This window comes from Flavobacterium sp. LC2016-23, assembly GCF_009674775.1.
Classification (GTDB): Bacteria; Bacteroidota; Bacteroidia; order Flavobacteriales; family Flavobacteriaceae; genus Flavobacterium.
In genome coordinates this window covers 105,757-127,743 of record NZ_WKKE01000019.1, presented here as the reverse complement: position 1 = coordinate 127,743, position 21,987 = coordinate 105,757, and the positions used below count along the sequence as shown (strand labels likewise).

The following is a 21,987-nucleotide window of genomic DNA, read 5'->3' as shown; positions in this document are numbered from 1 at the left end:
TTCAGGCTTTGGTTTTGCGATTAATGCGATGATACAGTGTCAACCTGATAATATCACGATCGTAAAAATCGATACCGCTTGAACGTCTCTGGAAGCTTTTGAGGTAACCCAGTTCCAATCCGATATTAGGATTGAAATGATAACGTAATGCAGCGTAAATACGGTTCTGGTCGAAGGTATTTCTTTTATTGTCTTTTCCGTAATTGAATAAAATTTCATCAGAAATAGTTCCTTTTATGCTGCGTTTGTCTTTTTGCCAAAGCGTAAACATGGACTGTAACCGATATCGGAATCGAATTGAAGAAGTATAATCATCCAGTAGTTCTGTTTTGGTGGCTTTTTGAATAAAACGTTCTTCAAGCTGCAGACGGTTGTGGAAAGTGATTTTTGCAATATCATTAATAAACGTGATATCCTGCTGGGTCCTGTATTCCGGAACTGAAAAATCGGGGTCAGTATGTGGATCTTGTGTGTTGACATTAAAATAAGCAAATCCGCCCCCTAAATCTATTGTTTTAGTGGCCCTGTAACGCCCCTGAAGACGTAATACAAAAAGATTTTCATGAACAGGATTTACGAAACTGCGGTTGTCAAATTCAGAATGAATGGCCCATTTTTCGGTTAGAGGAAAGATATTGTAGTACCTGATCCAGGTCAGGGTTTGTTGATCCGTCTTTTTTTGGGCCAGTAAAAAGGGACTTGTAAAACTTAAAAGGAATACTATTGGGAGGATTTTCATCTAATCTGTATAAATTCAGGCTGCGAATATAGGCAAACCGGAAAGTATTTACAGAAATTAAGATTCGTTTTTAAATTTGCTTTGAAAGCTATTTTGTGATTTTCAATACTAATTTATATAAAAAAACGGGATACGTTTTAGATGACGCATCCCGTTAATTGCTATTAACAAAAAAACAAAATTGTTTACAGAGAATATTTTAAAGTGATTCCATACGTTCTTTGATCCCCTAAAACACCTGCATATTGTCCTGTATTTCCTCCGGCTGGCAATAATTGCTCATAATAATCTTTGTTCAGAAGGTTACGGCCCCAGAACTGAACAGATAATCCCTGAGAAGCGCGGAAACCTAAACGGGCATTAAAAATTGCATATCCCTGAACGACTAAATATTTTGAAGCAGAAGGACTCGATGAAAATTCCGAACGAGCGTAAGAATCAACGGCTACGAAAACCTTTCCTGCATTTCCGAAGAATCTTGCCTTATCAGAAAGTTCACCACCCAAAGATCCTGCCCATCTTGATGCACCAGGCAAATCAGTTCCCGAAACATCTTTAAAAGCTACTGCAGCTCCGGTTTCTTCTAAAGGAAGCGGTGCATTGGTAAACTTAACATATTTACCGTCTGTGTAAGTCGCAGCTCCGTTTACCGTTAAATGTTCCGTAACTACAAAACTGGCATCCAGTTCAACACCTCTTACACGAACTTTATCTGCATTGGCAAGATAACCACGATTGACCCCTAATTCTGCTGCCTGAACGTTAGTCTGGAAGTTTTTAATATCAGTATTAAAGAACGTTAAATTGAAAATTGAACTTTTGAAAGGAGAAGTTTTTACACCCACTTCATAATGATTTACCTCTTCCGGTTTTATTACAGCAAGTTCCAATAAAGGAGCACCTGCTGAATTGGTTGGAAGTCCTGCTACATTCACACCAACGGGTTTGTAACTTTTTGCAAAAGTGGCGTAAGCATTTATTTTGTCTGTAGCTTTAAAAGAAACCGTTAAGTTTCCGGAGAAATCGGTGTTATCTGTATTTGAGGCAAAAGCCTGGTCGCTGTACACTTGTTTTTTCAAAGCAAGTAATGCCGGATCAGTGGTTTGTAATCCTCCGTAAGTGGTACGGCTGTAATCGGCGTCTTTTTTATCAAAGTTATAACGTAAACCCGGTAATACATGTAAGCGTTCCGTAACTGCCCAGTCCAATTGTCCAAATACAGCGGCACTGGATGCTCTAATGCGGGCATCAGTTTTGATTCCGTATCCTTCAAAAAGTCCCGGAGTTTTCCATAAATTGCTTGTCGAACTTTGAGAGAATCTCCATTGCGCCTTTCCGGATTCTTCGGTACCATTGGTTTGTGAGGTCTGATCAATAAAGAATACCCCAACAACACCGCTTAATTTTGAATTAAGCTGTCCTGCATAACGAACTTCCTGGGTAAATTGCGTTTGTCTGGTTGGGTTTTGAGATAAGGCCAATACCTGCAATCCTGTAAAATCCCTGTCATTTGACGGATCCCAGTTCCAAAAACGCCAGGCTGTCGTAGAAGTAAGTGTTCCGCTTCCGATTTTGGTATCTATGTTAAGCGAAATACCTCCCATATCCTGTCCGGAACGCCATGGTGTATCGTGATCGATTTTACGGTCAAAAGCATTCTGACTTGGTAATTGGTAATTTAAATCAGCGATGATCGCATTAAACTGACGGTAAGGAGCTCTTTGAGTAGGAGCAACACCCGCAACAACCTGTGCATATCCGTCAGGACGCTGTGTTGTAATGTCTGCTGACAATATAATGTTTGTATTGTCTGAAGGTGTATAAAGCAATTGACCTCTAATTCCCTGATTATTCAGTGTATTGGTCGCTCTTCCTGTAGCAACATTGTCGATTAGACCGTCACGCTGTGTGCCTGAAAAAGATAAACGTCCTGCTATTTTTTGGCTTAAGGCTCCTGTAACAGAGGTTTTTGCTTGTAAAAAAGCATAATTTCCATAACTCACTTCAAAGTCTGCACCGGAAGTAAAACTTGGTTTACGGGTTGTAATGTTAAACGCTCCCGAAGTTGTGTTTTTACCAAATAATGATCCCTGTGGTCCGCGTAATACTTCAATTTGTTCTACATCGATAAAATCAAGCGTTGTGGCTGCCGGACGGGCATAATAAACACCGTCAACATAGAAACCAACCCCCGGATCGATTCCGTCATTCGTAAGACCGAAAGGCGAACCTAAACTTCTGATGTTGATTCCTGTATTTCTTGGATTTGAGGAGTATAATTGAACCGAAGGTACCAATTCTTTGATACGATTTACGTTAAAAGCACCTGTTTGTTCAGCCTGTTTACCGGTAATAACCGAAACGGCAATGGGTACATCCTGAACTTTTTCGATACGACGTCTTGAAGAAACGACTACTTCTACCAGTTTATTTTCCTCATTAAGCGTTATCAATAGGGGAGTTGCCGGTAAAGCAGTAACATTGTATTCTGCAGTTGTATACCCTGTGTATTGAATCAAAAGTGTAATAGGAAGTCTTCCCTGTGTATTTATGCTGAATTTTCCGCTGGCATCTGTAATGGTACTGAAAGTTGTTCCTTTTATGACAACATTGGCTGCTTCCAAAGGTATGTTTTCATTTGTTGTTACAACACCTTCTATGTTTTGAGCAAATGAGATAGAGAAGGTTAAAAAAGATAATAGTGTAAGTATATTTTTTAGAGATGTTTTCATTTTTTATATTAAGTATATGTAATTAGTAGAATTTGTATTAAATTTTTTTACCACCACATACACATCATAGAAGAATTGTTTTTTAAACTAGAGAATTGACTATTTTGGTTTTTTTGCAAAAGATTTTTTGATACACCTGATCGATTGTAATGTAATTTCATAGGGTTAAAATTTTGTAATTGTTGGTTGATTTTTTTGCAAATATATGTAAATTCTATAGATTTACTAGGAATTAGGAAATATTTTTTTATTTCTTTACCAATGAGGCGATTGTAATGCCTTGCATTGCTTTAAGAGTCTCGTCACGAATGATCATTAAACCATGTCTTAAGGTGCATTCTGCCTCAGTTTTACAATCGGAGCAGGGTTCGTAAAAATTTAAGGAAGCACAAGGTAAAAGCGCAATTGCACCGTCAAATAAACGGTGAATTTCAGCCAGAGTGATATCATTTTTAGATTTTATCAGATAATATCCGCCAAATTTCCCCTGCTTACTGCTTACAAAACGTCCACGTTTCAGATCCAGTAAAATCTGTTCCAGGAACTTTTTAGGAATATTAGCGCCATCAGCAATTTCTATGGTTTTAGAAATGTGATTTTCGTCTTGTTCTGCTAAATAAAGTAAGGCTTTAAGGGCGTATTTTGCTTTATGTGATAACATCTATATTGAATTATAAATTATAAATTTTGAATTATAAGTTTTCGACTGAGACTGTAACTGAAAACTGCGACTAAAATCCTACCAGCCTCCGCTTGAACCACCGCCGGAGAAACCACCGCCGCCAAATCCACCACCGAAGCCACCGCCGCCTCCGGAAGATCCTCCACCGAAACCGCCGCCTCCTCCAAAACCACCGCCGCTTCTGCCAAGACTACTTAACAGAATTACATCCATCAGGCTAGGACCTCCGCCACTATTGCCTGAATTTCCGCCTCCGCCTCTTTTATTTCGGGACAGTAAAATTAACACAATTACAACAATAACAATGAAAGGAAGGATCGGAAAATCTTTTCCCTTGGTTTGTTTGCGTTCTCCTTTGTATTTTCCTTTAAAAACGTCAAATAAGGCATTTGTTCCTTTGTCAAGGCCGTTGTAATAACTTCCGGCTTTAAATTCGGGAATAATAATATTTCTGATAATTTCTCCGCCAATTCCTGCAGTCAGGCGGTCTTCTAAACCATAACCGGGATTAATGGCAATTTTTCTTTCTTTCTTGGCCAGTAAAATAATAACGCCATTGTCATCTTTGGCCGTTCCTCCAACTCCCCAGGTCTGTCCCCATTTGGTAGCCAGCAGGCTGACATCTTCATTTTGCAGGCTTTCTATCGTAATCACTACAATCTGGGTGGTCGTAGAATCGGAATAACGGATTAGTTTTTGTTCCAATTGTGCTTTTTCGGTAGCGCTCAGAACATTCGCATAATCGTAAACTGAAGTTTGAAGACTTGGTTTTTCCGGAATTTTAAATTGGGCAAAAGCACAATTAATAGTAAGAAAAGCAATTAACAGAAAGGATAAACGAAAGATTCCTTTAGAATTTGAAGTTTTATTTTTGGAAATTTTCATTATTTATCCTTTTGAGATTTCGTTTGATAATTCATTAGTATCGTCAGCTGACCACGGAAAATATTTTTTTAATTGCGCTCCGGCACTTAAAATGCCGTCAACAATACCTTGCTTGAAGTTTCCGGATTTAAACTGAGCCGCCATAATGTCTTTGGTAGAATTCCAAAATTCACTATCAACGAGGTCGTTTATTCCTTTGTCTCCGCAAATGGCAAAATTTTTATCCGCTACGGCAAAGTAGAATAAAACCCCATTTTGCAATTGGGTTTCATCCATTTTTAATTCATGAAAAACTTCTAAAGCCCGGTCGAAAGGGACTTTAGAAGTTGTTTGTTCTATATGTACTCTAATCTCGCCAGAAGTATTCTTTTCGGCCACGCGAATAGCTTCAACAATTTCTTGTTCTTCTTCTTTGGATAAAAAATCTTCTACTTTTGACATTGAAATTATTTTAGAGTTTAGATTACAGATTTTAGATTGCAGACTGAATCTGAAATCTGTAATCAAAAATATTAAATCTTTTTTAGAATTTTACTTCAACTGGTTTCTCAGCTCCGTCAACAGCTTTAAAGTATGCCTTTTCTTTGAATCCAAACATACCTGCGAATAAACTGTTCGGGAATGTTTTGATGTGGTTGTTGTAAGGTGCTACAGCTTCATTAAAACGGGTTCTTGCTGTTAGAATCTGGTTTTCAGTACTCGCTAATTCGTCCTGTAATTTTAAGAAATTCTCATTTGCTTTTAATGTTGGATATTGCTCCACAGAAACTAATAATCTTGATAAAGAGGAAGATACACCACTTTGTGCTTTGTTAAATTCAGCAAGTTGCTCTGGTGTAATATTAGATGGATCTACAGTTACGCTTGTTGCTTTTGCACGAGCTTCAATTACAGCTGTTAAAGTTGATTTTTCGAACTCAGCAGCACCTTTTACAGTATTTACCAGGTTTCCAATAAGGTCATTTCGTCTTTGGTAAGCCGTTTGAACATCTCCCCAAGATTGCTCTACAGTCTGATTTAGTGTTACTGCAGTGTTGTTAATTCCTTTAACCCAGCTGTATATTACAAAAATAACAACTGCTCCAATAATCCAAGGCAAAAATCTTTTCATGTGTATTTAATTTAAGTTTGTTTCTAATTTTTATTATAATTCGTTTTTGATTTCTGTTAATTGTGTTTTTATGGATTCTAATTTACGTATTATTTCGAATTTATCTAATGTTTTCTTTTGTCCTTCTTTCAAATGGGTTTTGGCTCCTTCGAGTGTAAAACCGCGTTCTTTGACCAAATGATAAATCAACTGTAAATTGGTAATATCATCCGGTGTAAACATTCTGTTGCCTTTTGCATTCTTTTTAGGTTTCAGAATATCGAATTCGCTATCCCAAAACCGGATTAAAGATGCGTTGACATTAAAGGCTTTGGCTACTTCGCCAATGCTGTAATATCTTTTATCTTTAGAAAGCTCAATATGCATGATTTATATTTTTCTGTATTTTACTTCAAACTTACTACTTTTTGCAGTGTTAATCTAATGACTGGTTTTCCTGATTGGCCATATGTGAAATCGCCACGTATTCTACTGCCGAAATATTTCCGTAATAAAAATTCAATGGATTCACTACTTTTCCGTCCTTGTGCACTTCATAATGGCAGTGAGGGCCTTCAGAACGTCCTGTGCTCCCCACATAACCAATCACATCGCCTCTTTTGACATGTTGTCCGGGCCTGCAATTGTATTTGCTTAAATGGGCGTACAGGCTTTCATATCCAAAACCATGCCTGATGACTATATGATTTCCAAAACCTGACGCTGTATTGTCAGCTCTTGCTACCACACCATCGCCTGTTGCATACACGGGAGAGCCTGTACTGGCCGTAAAATCCATACCGTTATGCATTTTTCGCACTTTCGTGAAAGGATCAATTCGATACCCGAAACCCGAAGCAACCCGTTTTAAATTTTCATTCCGGACTGGCTGAATGGCAGGAATTGCCAAAAGCAAATTTCCTTTGACACTCGCCAGCTTCAAAATCTCATCCAGTGATTTGGACTGAATAGCCAGCTGTTTCGAAAGTTTATCAATTCGTTTGGTGGTATTCAGTACCAACTGCGAATTGTTATATCCTTCTAAATCTTTATATCGCTTCAGGTCCTTAAAACCTGATTTTCGGATCGAATCTGGAATTTCAGCTTTATTAAAATAAACCCTGTAAATGTTGTTATCCCTGTCTTCTATCGCTTCCGTTACCTCATTAATCTCATCCATTTTTTTATTCAGGATCGAATACTGCAGTTTTAAATTTTCAATTTCACGTGCCTGTAGACGATCTTTCGGGGTTTCAAAATAAGGAGTGTTCACTAAAAGAACGAAAACCAAAAAGCCAAACAGGGCTGAAGCCAGCAAAAACAGTAAAGCGTAACCGATTTTGATCCTCTTTCTGGTTTTTATTTTTGTATAAGCCAGATTTTCTGAGTCGTAATAATATTTTACTTTCGCCATATTTTAAAATACCCTATTTTTGCAGCTTGTAAAATAGTTAGTCGAACAAATTTAATAAATGTTTCAGTTGTTCGGAGCTTTTTTCAAGAATAAAATAATTTGATAATTGAGTGAATTTGATAATTAGATAATGTATGAATTGGATGATTTATTGTTTAAGGACGTAAGTTTTTTAATTTAAAAGTTTTACATTTTCAAATTAGCATATTCAGTAATTATTTAATTGGCACATTTTCAAATTGGCACATTAATAAAATATGAAATCACAAGACGTACGTAAACAATTTTTAGACTTTTTCAAGAGCAACGGACACTTAATTGTTCCCTCTGCTCCAATCGTTCTTAAGGACGATCCAACCCTGATGTTCAATAACTCGGGAATGGCCCAGTTTAAAGAATATTTTTTAGGAAACGGAACACCAAAAAGTAAAAGAATAGCCGATACGCAAAAATGTCTTCGTGTTTCAGGAAAACATAACGATCTTGAGGATGTAGGTTTTGATACCTATCACCACACTATGTTTGAGATGCTTGGTAACTGGTCTTTTGGCGATTATTTCAAAAAAGAAGCGATCAACTGGGCATGGACTTTACTGACTGAAGTCTATAAAATTCCAAAAGAAAATCTTTATGTTTCTGTTTTTGAAGGAAGCAAGGAAGATAATGTTCCGTTTGATCAGGAGGCCTGGGATATCTGGAAAACATTAATTGATGAAGACCGTATTATCCTTGGAAATAAAAAAGACAATTTCTGGGAAATGGGCGATCAGGGACCTTGCGGACCTTGTTCTGAAATTCACGTTGATTTGCGTTCAGAAGAAGAGAAAGCATTAGTTACGGGTAAAAGTTTAGTGAATAATGATCACCCGCAGGTCGTTGAAATCTGGAATAATGTATTCATGGAATTCAACCGTAAGGCAGATGGTTCCCTGGAGAAACTACCGGCACAACACGTGGATACCGGAATGGGATTTGAGCGTTTGTGTATGGCATTACAGGGAAAAACGTCTAATTACGATACCGATGTTTTTACACCGCTTATCGAAAAAGTGGAACAAATCACCGGATTAAAATATACATCTGACGAGATAAAAAATATCTCAGAAGAACAAAACAAAACAAACATTGCGATTCGTGTAATTGTAGATCACGTTCGTGCGGTTGCCTTTGCCATTGCTGACGGTCAGTTGCCATCTAACACGGGAGCCGGTTATGTGATTCGCAGGATTTTGCGTCGTGCAATTCGTTACGGATTTACATTTTTAGGTACAAAAGAGCCTTTTATCAATAAATTGGTAGAAGTTTTGGCAAACCAAATGGGAGAATTTTTCCCGGAAATAAAATCGCAGCAGCAATTGGTTACCAATGTAATTCGTGAAGAGGAAGCTTCTTTTTTAAGAACGTTGGATCAGGGGTTACAGTTGTTAGATAATGTAATTGCACAAACTGGCGGTTCAGAAGTTTCTGGTGCTAAGGTTTTTGAATTGTATGATACATTTGGTTTTCCAAAAGATTTGACAGCTCTAATTCTAAAGGAAAAAGGTTTCTCCTATAATGAAGAAGAATTTGAAGTTGAATTACAAAAACAAAAAACACGTTCCCGTGCTGCCTCTGAAGTTTCAACAGAAGACTGGTCGGTTTTGATTCCTGGAAATGTAGAAACATTTGTGGGTTATGATAAAACAGAAAACGACGTAAAAATCACCAGAATCCGTAAAGTGGATTCTAAGAAAGACGGAATTCTGTACCAAATCGTTTTAGATAATACGCCATTTTATCCGGAAGGCGGAGGGCAGGTTGGAGATAAAGGAACGTTGGTTTCTGCCAATGAAACGATCGAAATCATCGATACTAAAAAAGAAAATAACCTGATTCTTCATTTTGCAAAACAATTGCCGGAAAATATTGAAGCCGGTTTTACAGCAAAAGTCAATAATGATTTAAGAGGTTCAACTTCTAAAAATCACTCGGCTACGCATTTAATGCATTTGGCTTTGAGAAACCTTCTGGGCACTCACGTAGAGCAAAAAGGATCTCTGGTAAATCCGAACTATTTGCGTTTTGACTTTTCGCATTTTTCTAAAGTTTCAGACGAAGAATTGCGTCAGGTGGAAGCAAGTGTAAATGCGCAGATTGAAGCACAATTGCAATTGACAGAGCACAGAAATATTCCGATTAAAGAAGCATTAGATAAAGGTGCAATGGCTTTATTTGGAGAGAAATACGGAGATAATGTCCGTATGATTGAATTTGGTGACAGTAAAGAACTTTGCGGTGGAATTCACGTGAAAAACACAGCAGAAATCTGGCATTTCAAAATCATTTCTGAAGGTGCAGTTGCCGCTGGAATTCGTCGTATTGAGGCTATTACAGGTGATGCCGTAAAAGACTTCTATAAAAATCAGGAGAATACTTTAGCTGAAATAAAAGAAACATTAAAAAATCCACAGGATATTTTAAAATCAGTGGCTTCTCTGCAGGATGATAATGCGAAACTGAAAAAACAAATCGAGCAGCTGCTAAAAGAAAAAGTGGGTGCTTTAAAAACCGAATTGGAAAAAGAGTTTCAGGAGATAAACGGCATAAATTTCCTTGCCAGACAAGTAGATTTAAGCATGGCTTCGACAAAAGACCTGGCCTCTGCATTGGGAAGTTCAAAAGCAGATTCGTTTGTGTTTTTAGCTTCAGTTGAAGACGGTTTACCAAATATCCACTGTTATATTGCTAAAGAATTGGTAGCAGCCAAAAGCTTAAATGCAAATGCTGTGATTAAGGAACTAGGAAAATATATTGAAGGAAATGGGGGAGGACAACCATTTTTTGCCTCCGGAAAAGGGAAGAATGCCAATGGAATTGCTGAGGCTTTGGCTAAGGCAGTTGAGTTTATCAAATAAAGTTGCTAAGAATCTAAGTTGCTAAGAATCTAAGTTACTAAGGTTTTAAGTTTTCCTTAAAAGACAAACCCGACAGTTTTTATAAGCTGTCGGGTTTCTTATTTCAAGCCTAAAAAAGCTCAGCAGCTTAGCACCTTATTAACGCAGTACCTTAAAAATCTATTTTCGTTCTCCAATCTGCTGACGCCACATTGCGTAATACAGACCTCTTTCAACGATTAGATCTTCGTGTTTACCCTGCTCTATAATTTTACCCTGCTCCAGTACAAAAATTCTGTCGGCATGCATTACGGTAGACAATCGGTGTGCGATTAAAACCGTGATTCTGTTTTTGTCCGAAATGTTTCTGATCGTTGCATTAATTTCTTCTTCTGTTATGGAATCCAGAGCAGAAGTGGCCTCATCAAAAATCAATAAATTCGGGTTTCTTAAAATAGCGCGTGCAATCGACAAACGTTGTTTTTCACCCCCGGAAACCTTGATTCCTCCTTCACCAATTGTAGTATTTAGACCATCTTCGGCACGTCTTAGCAGTTTATCGCAACTTGCCCTTTTCAAAGCATCATACAAATCTTCATCGGTTGCGTTTGGTTTTACAAACAATAAATTCTCCCGAATCGTTCCGGAAAACAACTGTGCGTCCTGAGTAACGAAACCTAATTGTTTTCTTAAATCCAGCAAATCAATTTCAGTTGAATCAATTTCATTATAAAAAACCTGACCTTCTGCCGGAACATACAAACCGACCAGTAATTTCACCAACGTCGTTTTTCCGGATCCCGATGGCCCAACGAAAGCAACGGTCTGGCCTTGTTTGATTTCAAAATTAATATTTTCTACGGCTTTAAATTTCGCTGTTTTATGTTGGAAGCTTACATTGGAAAAAAGCAAAGACTGAATTGCCCCGACATGTTTTGGACTTTTCGGGCGAAATTCTTTTGGAGCATTTAAAAGAACCCTAAAGTTCTCCATGGAAACTTTGGTCTCGTTAAGCGCTATAATAAAATTGCCTAATTCCTGAAGCGGACCAAAAATAAAAAAGGTAAAAAACACCATGGTCAGTAAATCTCCCACAATAATTTTTCCTCCAAATAAAAAGTAATACAAAGTAAAAACAACACAGGTTCTTAGAAAGTGAACTGTTGTTCCCTGAATAAAACTTAAACTTCTGATAAAACGGATTTTTTGCAGTTCAAGCTGAAGAATTTTAAAGGTATTTAAATTCAGACGCTTTTCTTCCTGGTACGTTAATCCAAGGCTTTTTACCAGTTCGATGTTCCTTAAACTCTCTGTGGTTGAACCGGCCAAAGCATTGGTCTGGTTTACAATTTTTTTGGAAACAATCTTAATCTTTTTGCCCAGATACGAACTCACTAAAGCAATAATAGGTGCCGTAATTAAAAAGATTATCGAGATTCGGTAATCAATTCGGGAAACGTAAAGAATGACAAAGACAAACCCGATAATCGTCTGAAAGATTAGGGAGATCGAAAGTGTAATTAATTTTTCGGAATCAGAACGTACTTTGGTCAGTTTGCTCAGTGTTTCGCCGCTTCTCTGGTCTTCAAATTCAGCGTAAGGCAGATCCAGCGATTTTTTGATCCCGTCCGTATACATCTGGGCCCCGGTTCTCTGAATCACAATATTGGTAAAGTAATCCTGGAAATTTTTGGTGATTCTTGAAATCATGGCAGCACCAAGGGAAAGTCCCAGCCAGAAGGCTAAAGACCTGATAAAACCCATTTCATTTCCTTTGTATTTCGCGAGTCCAACCCCGCAGTCCTGCATTAATTTACCGGTAATGATGGAATCTGATAAACTGAAGCAGATATTAATAGTAGCCATAATCAACGCAAAAAGCAACAGCAGTTTGTGTCTGATTATATAAGAATATAGTAATTTCATAAGTGAAGTTAAATTTATAGAAGATGCAAAAGTAGTGAATTGTTTGGCTCTGTAAAGTTGCTTTTTAGTTATTAAAAAACTAAATTTTATATTTTGAAATTTGAAACTCTTAAGTGGCCTGTTTTAGGAGTTTTTTTATTTCACGCTAAACCGCAAAGTAATAAAGTTAACTTTAGTAAAGCTTGTAAAAAACTTTGCGCCTCTGCGCCTTTGCGTGAAATTCCACACGCTTCTAAGAGCTAAGTTTTTATTATTGTTGGACATAGTTTGATCACGCAAATCGCGAAGTCGCAAAGTAAAAAAATATATTTTGATCCGGGCTTTGCAAAAACCTTTGCGTCTTTGCGCCTCTGCGTGAAATGCCACACGCTTGTAAGAGCGAAGTTTTTATTTTTATTGGTTATAGTTTAATCACGCAAAGGCGCGAAGTCGCAAAGTAAAGAAGTTATTTTAAGGGTAGCTTTGTAAAAACTTTGCGCCTCTGCGCCTTTGCGTGATTTTTTGAGCCTATTTTTTACGCCACCCTATATATTTAGTAAGTTTTTTCTGTTTTTTTTGTAAAAAAAAATAAAATAACAGAAAACGAAATTGCAGCTATAGTTGTTGATGTTTGCTATGGAATACATGTAAAACTTGGACCAGGATTATTAGAATCTGTCTATGAAGCTATTTTAAATTACGAGTTAACTCAAAGAGGATTACATATTGAAAGACAAAAGCCATTGCCCGTGAACTGGAGCGGAATAAAACTGGATATTGGATTTAGAGCAGACCTGATAGTAGAAAATAAAGTACTTTTGGAAATCAAATCAATGGAACAAATTAGTGAGATTCATGGCAAACAAGTTCTAACCTACCTTAAAATCACAAAAATGAAATTAGGCCTTTTAATTAATTTTAATGTGCCGATTATTAAATTAGGCATCAAAAGAGTCGTCAGTAATCTTTAAATTTGTCTAAAAGTAAAAAATCATGCAATTCAGAACAGAGATTCCAATTTCAAAAACCAATAATCCAATCGATTATAATTCGAAAATAATTTCTATGGGTTCCTGTTTTGCCGAAAATATGGCCGATAAGTTTGACTATTTTAAGTTTCAGAATGAAACAAATCCATTCGGAATAATATTCAATCCGGTTTCTATCGAGAAAGTAACAGAAAGAACAGTTCGTAAAGAATTCTTTACAGAGAAAGATGTTTTCTTTCATAACGAACGCTGGCATTCTTTCGAAACACATTCCGATTTAAGCAATTCAGACCGACAGGAATTACTCGAAACACTGAATAAGGCGATAGAAATAACCAACTGCCAGCTAAAACAAGCTACACATATCATTATCACTTACGGAACATCGTGGATTTATAAAAATATAGAAAGTAATGCTATCGTTGCCAATTGCCACAAAGTGCCGCAAAAACAGTTTTTAAAAGAATTATTATCCGTTGACATCATTCAGAAAAGCATTCAGAATACCATCGCTTTAATTCAGGCTGTAAATCCTAATATCAATTTCATTTTTACCATTTCCCCGGTTCGCCATATAAAAGATGGTTTCACAGAAAATCAACTCAGTAAGTCCCATCTATTTACGGCATTACAATTCAATCTAAAATCTGAACTCTACAATCTAAACTCAGAATATTTTCCTTCTTACGAAATCATGATGGACGAACTTCGCGATTATCGTTTTTATGCCGAAGATATGCTGCATCCCAATCCCGTAGCAATTGATTATATCTGGAAAAGATTTGGCGAAAATTATATTTCAGAGAACAGTTTGCCTACAATGCAGGAAGTAGAAGAAATACAAAAAAGCCTGCGCCACAGAAGTTTCAATCCCGAATCGGAGCAACATCAGAAATTCTTAGCCAAACTGCAGCAAAGAATGCATCTTCTGGGAGAAAAATTACCGCACATCAGATTTTAAAAATCAAATAAAAACTAGCGTTTACAGCAAAAATTAGTGTGTCTTAGGGTTTTTACAGTAAAATAAAAAGTAAGAAATTAACTATTTGGCAGCGAAATTTTAGAATAATTGCCTGTAATTATGTAAATTGTTAAAGTTTATATTTTACAATTTTGTAACCTGTACAAAAACAGTCTTTATACTAACGCAATTCTAATCTAAAAGTGTTTTACTGACATATGAATAAGAAATCAATTCATTTTCTTAAAAAAACACTACGCATACTGCTTTGGTGCGTAGGTTCTATTATTGCACTTTTAGTACTTCTTATTATTTTAATCCAGGTACCATCGGTTCAGAATTATGTCAAAGACAAAGCCGTAACCTACCTTCATAACAAAATAAAAACCAAGGTTTCATTGGATCATATTTCTATAAAATTCCCTAAGGATGTAGTGCTGGAAGGTTTTTACTTTGAAGATCAAAATAAAGATACCTTATTAGCAGGTAAACGATTAGAAGTTGATGTCGATTTATTTAAACTGCTTAGCAGCGAACTCGAAATTAATTCCGTTTCACTTGAAAATGTAAAAGCTAATATCTCGAGAAATAAAGAAGGTGTATTCAACTTCGATTATATTATTAAAGCATTCGAATCAAAAGATGATAAACCCAAAGATCCGGACAGTAAACCTTTTAAAATAGCAGTAGTAAAAGTAAATCTCGATCATGTTAATTTTAATTTTAAAGATGATTTTGCCAAAAATGATGTAAAAGTAAAACTGACGCATTTTGATACCAAATTCAACAAATTCGATTTGGATAAAATGGATTTCGATATTCCGAATATTAACTTAAACGGATTGAAATTGGTTTTAGATCAGGCTGCGGTAGAAAAAATTGCCGAAGTTTCTGTTGAAACCGCTGACACCATTTCTAAAAGAAAAGACTTCAAATTAAAATTAGATAAAATAAGTTTATCAAAAATTGATATTGCTTACGATAATAAAGATTCAAAACTGGATTCGGGAATAAAACTGGGTAATTTAGATTTAACAGTCAATGAAATTGACCTGAACAAACAGCTTTTGGATTTTGATTTTTTCGAATTGAAAGATCTGAAAGGAAACTTACGCTTAGGTACAAAAGACAAACAAATTAAAGCGCCGAGTTTAGATTCGACTTCGATAAAACAAACCGGCTGGAAAGTAAAACTAAACAGGGTAAACATTCAGAATATCGCCTTCAGGTTTGATGATATGCAGTCCAAACCAACTCCAAAAGGAATCGATTACAGTCATCTTGATCTGAGCAAATTCAATCTTAGTGCAGAAAAATTATATTATGGAAACGATACCATTTCCGGAAATATAAAAGCACTTGCCGCCAATGAAAAAAGCGGATTGCAAATTCAGTCCCTAAAAACCAATTTCTTTTACGGACCAAAAAATGCTTCTTTGGAGAATTTATATGTAAGAACGCCACAAACACTTCTACAGAATAAAATTGAGGTAAAATATGCCTCACTTGCCGCATTAAAAAAAGATTTAGGAAATCTGACTTTAGACGCCAATTTAAATCAATCGAAAGTTGGTTTCAAAGATATTTTGCTTTTCGCTCCGGATTTAAGCAAGTCGAATCCGTTTAAAAGTAATCCAAACGCAGTTTTATACCTGAATACCCGTTTAAGCGGAAAAATAAAAGATCTGAATATTCCGTTGTTCGAAATGAGCGGAATCGGGACCACAAGAGTTTCTCTTTCAGGAAAAATTAAAGGTTTGCCGGATGCCCAAAAAGCCTATTACGATCTGGATATTAAAAAATTGTCCAGCACTGCTAAAGACGTATATTCTTTTGTGCCGGCAGGAACCATTCCGAAAAATATTCAGCTGCCTTCACAATTTAATGTAGTTGGGAAATTTAAAGGTTCCGTTCAGAATTTCAAAACCAATTTAGCTTTAAACAGTAGTTTCGGAAATGCAAAAGTCGACGCTTTATTTGACCAGCGCGTTAAGAAAAGAGAGAAGTACGATGCAACGGTTTATTTGCTTGATTTCGATTTGGGTCGATTAATCAAAAACGATTCCATTGGGAAAATCACGCTGAAAGCAAAAGTAAAAGGAAAGGGCTTGGATCCTAAAACCGCTCAGGCAGAACTTGACGGCATTGTTCAGAAGGCGGTATTCAACAGGTATACCTACAGAAATCTGGCTTTGAAAGGTCATATCGAAAACGGATCTTTTGCGGTAAAATCCGGGATGAAAGACCCGAATCTGAATTTTGATCTTGTAGCCAGTGGCGATACCAAAGACAAATATCCATCCGTAAAATTAAAATTAAACCTGGATATAGCCGATCTCGAAAAACTGAACCTGCATGCCGGCCCAATGAAATTACGCGGAAATGTTGATGCGGATATCGCCAACAGTAATCCGGATTTTTTAAACGGAAAAGTATTTCTTTCGAATATTCAGATCTTACAGGCTGCCGAACCAATCGTTTTAGATTCGGTTCGTATCATTGCTTTTTCAGATAATACCAGAAACAATATCAAGCTAAGCTCGCAGTTTTTAAAAGCTGAAGTAGACGGAAAGTACAAGCTGACGACCTTAACAGCGGCCATAAAGAAATCGCTCTCCAAATACATGGATTTGAAAAATCCGAAAGTAAACGGGGAATCAGACGAACAGCGACTGGCTTTTACACTGACCTTGGATAATGATCCGATATTGTTTAAACTGGTTCCGAAACTAACAGGACTGGAACCGATTAAAATTACAGGGAAATACAATAACGTAACCGATTCTTTGGAAATAAAAGGAACGATTCCGCGAATTGTGTACGCCAATAATACCATTTCCGACGGAAAAATAAATATAGAAGGCAAAGAAAACGCGCTGGAATATCAGATTTCTGTGGCTACCATTGAAAGCGGTGAATTGAAAGTTCCGTTTACCAGTTTGTCCGGTAAAGTCGAAAATAATATTCTTACCTATGCGTTGCAGGTAAAAGATACCAAAGAGAAAGAACAGTATGTAATTGCCGGAGAATTTCTGCGTCAGGATGGTAAAAATATCCTGAAAATCAATCCTGAAAATTTTGTGCTGAATTACGATAAATGGAGTATCGACCCTGAAAATGCAATTGAGTTGGGCAATAAAAGGCTTTTTATCAATAAATTTTTTCTGGCAAATTCCGGAAACGAACTGAAAATACAGTCTAAAAATAATCAGGATAATGCACCGATTGAAGTTGACTTCGTAAATTTCAAAATTGAAACCATTCTGAATATTGTCAAAAAAGACAAACTGCTTATGCAGGGTTTAATTAATGGAAATGCATTGGTCGAAAACGTAATGACATCGCCCATTTTTACTTCGGACATTAAAATAGATGGTTTTGCTTTTAAAGCGGAACCCGTTGGAGATATTGCCATAAAAGTAGATAATAAAACAGCCAATACGTTAGCGGCCAATGTAGTGTTGAGCGGTGAAGGAAACGATGTAAACCTTACCGGGAATTACAAAATCAACGATGGCAATTTAGATTTTAATGTTGCGATCGATAAATTGAATATCAAAAGCATTCAGGGCTTCACAATGGGTAATGTTACCGAAGGAACCGGATTTCTGTCCGGAAATTTCAAAATCACAGGAAATACAGCAGCACCAAAAATTGCCGGTGAATTAAACTTTAATGATACCGGTTTCAGAATCACACAACTGAATTCTTATTTCAAAACCAATAACGAGAAAATCACGTTCGATAACGAAATCATTTCATTTGATAAATTCTCTCTTTTGGATGAAAATGACAATGAGCTATTCGTCGATGGAACAATCCAGTCGGCAGATTTCAGAAATTTTAATTTTGCATTAGTAGTTCAGGCAGAAGATTTCAGGGCGATTCATTCGAAAGCTCCGGATAATGATTTGTTTTACGGCGATTTATTTTTAGATACAAAATTAAACATCAAAGGAAACCTTGAAAGTCCTGTTATTGACGGAACCATCAAAATAAATAAAGAAACAAAATTCAGTGTTGTTTTGCCACAATCTGATCCTTCTATTGCGGACAGAGAAGGAATTGTTGAGTTTGTAGACGAAGATAATATGTATCTGAAACAAACGATTGACATGAAAAACAAACTCGATCAGGCCGAGTTAAAAGGCATGGATGTCAACGTGGCCATTACGATCGATAAAGAAGCAGAACTTACTTTGGTCATTGATAAAGGAAATGGGGATTATTTAAACCTGAAAGGAGAAGCGCAGCTCGTTGGCGGTATTGACAAATCAGGAAAAACTACACTAACAGGTAAATACGAATTTACAGATGGAGCTTACGAAATGAATTTCAATGCCATCCGTAGAAAATTCGACATCCAGAAAGGAAGTTCTATCGTCTGGAACGGCGAACCAACAATGGCAACCCTAAACATTACAGCCATTTATAAAGTGAATACAGCTCCCATTGATTTGCTTGGGAATCAGCTTTCAGGAATGGATCCGGCAGTTAAAAATACCTTTAAGCAAAAACTGCCTTTTCAGACTTTATTAAAGATGAATGGCGAATTGCTGAAACCTGAGATTTCGTTTGGGATTACTTTGCCGGACGGGAATTATGATGTGGCATCTAATGTAGTAGAACTTACTCAGACCAAACTAAAACAGCTGGAACAAGATCCGAACGAATTAAACAAACAGGTTTTTGCACTTTTATTACTGAATCGATTTGTGGGTGAAAATCCGTTTGAAAGCGAAAGTGGCGGTACAAGTGCAGCAACACTGGCCAGACAAAGTGTAAGTAAAATTTTGTCCCAGCAGTTAAATGATCTTGCGGGAGAACTGATTACAGGGGTTCAGTTAGAATTTGATCTCGAATCTACAGAAGATTATACGACCGGAACGATGGAAAACAGAACCGATCTGAATGTTGCGGTTTCTAAAAAATTACTCGACGACCGATTGAAGGTGACCGTAGGAAGCAGTTTTGGGGTAGAAGGCCAGGAACGCGCCAACGAGCAAAGTACTAATATCGCCGGTGACGTTGCTCTGGATTATCAGCTTACAAAAGACGGCCGTTACATGGTTCGGGCGTATCGAAAAAATCAATATCAGGTGGCCGTTGAAGGGCAGGTGGTAGAAACCGGAGTCGCTTTTATAATCACAATGAGTTACAATAAATTCCGTGAACTTTTTCACCGTACAGAAGCCGAAAGACAATTGATTAGAGAAGAAAAAGTCCGCAAGGAGAAAAGAAAACAGAAAGAGAAAGAAGAAAAGGCAAAAAAGGAAAATCAACCGGAAAATCAAATTGAAGGAAATGAGCAAAAAACATAGCAATATAGAAACACGTTGTATCCGGTATTTTATAGGGCTGTCCTTATTTTTTGTTTTTGGATGCAGTAATACAAAATACCTGCCGGAAGGCGATTTGCTGTATACAGGAGGTTCTGTAGCCGTAAAAGATTCCATTATCAAAAAGAAAGAAAGAAAAGCACTGGAGAAGGAACTGGAAGGCCTGCTTCGCCCTAAACCGAATAAACAAATCCTTGGATTAAAACCCAAACTATGGATCTACAATATCGCCGGAGAACCTAAAAAACAAAAAGGAATCCGATATTGGCTAAGAAATAAAGTGGGGGAGCCGCCTGTGCTTTTCAGTAAGGTTGATCTGGATTATAATGCGTCCGTTTTACGAAATTTCTCTGAAAATCGTGGATATTTCAAAACCAGAGTCAGTGCAGATTCTACCGTGAGAAACAAAAGGGTAACAGCAGAATATACGGTTATACCGAAAAAACAATACATTATAAAAAGTGTCACTTTTCCGGACGATTCGCTGAAAATGTCCAAAATTATTGCCCGATCAGCCAGAAGAAGTCTTTTGAAAGTAGGCAAGCCCTATGATCTGGATCTTATTAAAGCCGAAAGAGAACGAATCGATGCACGACTGAAGGAAAAAGGATATTACTATTTTAATCCCGATTATATTCTGGCCAAAGTAGACAGCAGCAAAGGCGATCATGAAGTTAAAATCAGGCTGGTCATAAAAGATGAGGCGCCTGCAAAAGCATTGACGGCCTATAAGATTGGTAATATATTTGTTTATCCGAATTATACCTTGTCAAACGACAGTGTAGTATACCGCAAAAGAGATATCAAACAGTATCACGATTTTACAATTATAGATACCGCAGATACTTTTAAACCAAGGGTTTTTGACAGGACGATCTATTTTAAAAAAGGAGATTTGTACAACAGAAAAGACCACAATCTGACCCTAAACCGTTTTGTAAATCTTGGAACTTTTAATTTTGTAAAAAACGAGTTCAGGGAATCAGACAGTATACCAAATACTTTGGATTCGTATTATTACCTAACGCTTTTGCCTAAAAAATTCATTCGTGTGGAGGTTTTGGGTAAAACCAACTCGGCAAGTTATACCGGAACCGAAATTAATGTCAACTGGAACAACAGAAACTTCTTTCGCGGAGCCGAATTATTTAACGTATCTGTTTTTGGAGGTGCCGATTTTCAGCTTTCCGGAAAGAACAGCGGAAAGAATATTTTTAAACTTGGAGCAGAAACCAGTCTGACCTGGCCCAGATTTATTACGCCCTTTCATATTCAGGGAAACAGCGAATTCGTGCCAAGGACTAAAGCTACCCTTCGCTATGAATATCAAAACCGAACGCAATTGTATGCGCTGAATTCGTTTAATACGTCATTCGGATATCTGTGGAAAGAAAACATTCGTAAAGAACATCAGTTAAATGTTATTGATGTGACCTATGTAAGTCCCAATCATGTAACTGATGAATATCTGGCAGATATACAACAAGATCAGGCATTAGGAAAAGTAATCGAAAAGCAATTGATTTTTGGGCCGACCTATTCGTTTACCTACACCAACACCATGCAAAAGCGTAAAAAAAATACATTCTATTTTAATGGTGAATTAGATTTAGCCGGAAATATTACCGGACTGGTAACAGGTGCCAACATCAAAAAAGACAATGTCAAAAATATATTTGATGTTCCGTTTAGCCAATATGTGAAAGTAAAAACAGATTTAAGGCATTATTTAAAATTAGGAAAAGAAAGCGAATTGGCCAGCAGGGTGATTCTGGGCGTCGGATACGCTTACGGAAATTCCAATGCACTTCCAACATCCAAACAGTTTGTGGTGGGAGGAACCAACAGTATTCGTGCTTTCAGGGCAAGATCGCTGGGCCCGGGAAGTTATAAAGCAGAAGTCACTGCAAATGATTATGTACCAGATCAGTCTGCCGACTTAAAACTGGAATTTAATACCGAATACCGCGCAAAACTTTTTAGTATCGTACGGGGAGCCCTATTTGTAGATGCCGGTAATATCTGGCTTTTGCATAATGATCCAAACCGTCCGGGTGCAGAAATCACTAAAGATTTTATGAAGCAGCTTGCGGTGGGAGCAGGAGCCGGATTGCGTTTTGATCTGTCTTTCCTGGTGTTGAGAACCGATTTAGCTTTTCCTTTAAGAATCCCTTACCTGCCTGAAGGAAAAAGATGGGTAATTGATGATATCAACTTCGGAAGCGGTCCCTGGAGAAAAGACAATTTGATTCTGAATATTGCGATAGGATATCCTTTTTAATTTTTTTTTGCTACGAATTTTATAATAAGGCTGGAGTTTCTTAGCCACGAATTACACCAATTGACACGAATTTTTAAAATTTTTAAAATGAATTTCG

At 37.0% G+C, this 21,987-nt stretch carries 14 protein-coding genes; 5 read left to right on the top strand and 9 right to left on the bottom strand.

Translation table 11 applies throughout. From position 1 onward, the window contains the following. Position 1: 1 nt before the first annotated feature. The 8 genes from GJU43_RS16895 to GJU43_RS16860 form a co-directional block, all read right to left on the bottom strand. Positions 2–739 carry a DUF2490 domain-containing protein gene (locus GJU43_RS16895; protein ID WP_154342157.1) on the bottom strand — a complete coding sequence of 246 codons (738 nt, stop codon included), beginning with the start codon at positions 737–739 and terminating at the stop codon, positions 2–4. A gap of 185 nt (positions 740–924) precedes the next feature. After that, on the bottom strand, positions 925–3,471 hold the full coding sequence (locus GJU43_RS16890) for a TonB-dependent receptor (RefSeq protein WP_154342155.1): 2,547 nt from the start codon (positions 3,469–3,471) through the stop codon (positions 925–927). Positions 3,472–3,718: 247 nt separating this feature from the next. After that, positions 3,719–4,132 (bottom strand): Rrf2 family transcriptional regulator, encoded by a 414-nt coding sequence (locus GJU43_RS16885; protein ID WP_154342153.1) that lies wholly within the window; start codon positions 4,130–4,132, stop codon positions 3,719–3,721. 78 nt (positions 4,133–4,210) lie between these two features. Further along, positions 4,211–5,038 (bottom strand): YgcG family protein, encoded by an 828-nt coding sequence (locus GJU43_RS16880; protein WP_154342151.1) that lies wholly within the window; start codon positions 5,036–5,038, stop codon positions 4,211–4,213. A 3-nt stretch (positions 5,039–5,041) separates the two neighbouring features. Further along, positions 5,042–5,479, bottom strand: a complete 438-nt coding sequence (locus tag GJU43_RS16875) for a TPM domain-containing protein (RefSeq protein ID WP_154342149.1) — start codon at positions 5,477–5,479, stop codon at positions 5,042–5,044. Between the two features lie 82 nt (positions 5,480–5,561). Further along, positions 5,562–6,149 (bottom strand): LemA family protein, encoded by a 588-nt coding sequence (locus tag GJU43_RS16870; protein ID WP_154342147.1) that lies wholly within the window; start codon positions 6,147–6,149, stop codon positions 5,562–5,564. 33 nt (positions 6,150–6,182) lie between these two features. After that, positions 6,183–6,515 carry a MerR family transcriptional regulator gene (locus tag GJU43_RS16865; protein WP_154342145.1) on the bottom strand — a complete coding sequence of 111 codons (333 nt, stop codon included), beginning with the start codon at positions 6,513–6,515 and terminating at the stop codon, positions 6,183–6,185. 49 nt (positions 6,516–6,564) lie between these two features. After that, complete coding sequence (locus GJU43_RS16860) at positions 6,565–7,542, bottom strand: M23 family metallopeptidase (RefSeq protein WP_154342143.1); 978 nt, start codon at positions 7,540–7,542, stop codon at positions 6,565–6,567. 257 nt (positions 7,543–7,799) lie between these two features. On the opposite strand from GJU43_RS16860, the gene alaS reads away from it, so the two are divergent. After that, positions 7,800–10,436 carry an alanine--tRNA ligase gene (gene alaS, locus GJU43_RS16855; RefSeq protein ID WP_154342141.1) on the top strand — a complete coding sequence of 879 codons (2,637 nt, stop codon included), beginning with the start codon at positions 7,800–7,802 and terminating at the stop codon, positions 10,434–10,436. Between the two features lie 159 nt (positions 10,437–10,595). Here alaS and GJU43_RS16850 read toward each other — a convergent pair whose 3' ends face one another. Beyond that, positions 10,596–12,341 carry an ABC transporter ATP-binding protein gene (locus tag GJU43_RS16850; protein WP_154342139.1) on the bottom strand — a complete coding sequence of 582 codons (1,746 nt, stop codon included), beginning with the start codon at positions 12,339–12,341 and terminating at the stop codon, positions 10,596–10,598. 572 nt (positions 12,342–12,913) lie between these two features. On the opposite strand from GJU43_RS16850, the gene GJU43_RS16845 reads away from it, so the two are divergent. The 4 genes from GJU43_RS16845 (at position 12,914) to GJU43_RS16830 (ending at position 21,890) form a co-directional block, all read left to right on the top strand. After that, entirely contained in the window at positions 12,914–13,291 is a 378-nt protein-coding gene (locus GJU43_RS16845) for a GxxExxY protein (RefSeq protein WP_370455653.1), read from the top strand. Positions 13,292–13,313: 22 nt separating this feature from the next. Continuing rightward, positions 13,314–14,270 carry a GSCFA domain-containing protein gene (locus tag GJU43_RS16840; RefSeq protein ID WP_154342137.1) on the top strand — a complete coding sequence of 319 codons (957 nt, stop codon included), beginning with the start codon at positions 13,314–13,316 and terminating at the stop codon, positions 14,268–14,270. Between the two features lie 218 nt (positions 14,271–14,488). Further along, positions 14,489–19,591, top strand: coding sequence for a translocation/assembly module TamB (locus GJU43_RS16835; RefSeq protein ID WP_154342135.1), 5,103 nt, complete (start codon positions 14,489–14,491; stop codon positions 19,589–19,591). Beyond that, a complete protein-coding gene (locus GJU43_RS16830; protein WP_154342133.1) occupies positions 19,575–21,890 on the top strand; it encodes a BamA/TamA family outer membrane protein in 2,316 nt (771 codons plus the stop codon). Before GJU43_RS16835 ends, GJU43_RS16830 begins: the two co-directional genes overlap by 17 nt. Positions 21,891–21,987: the final 97 nt, after the last annotated feature.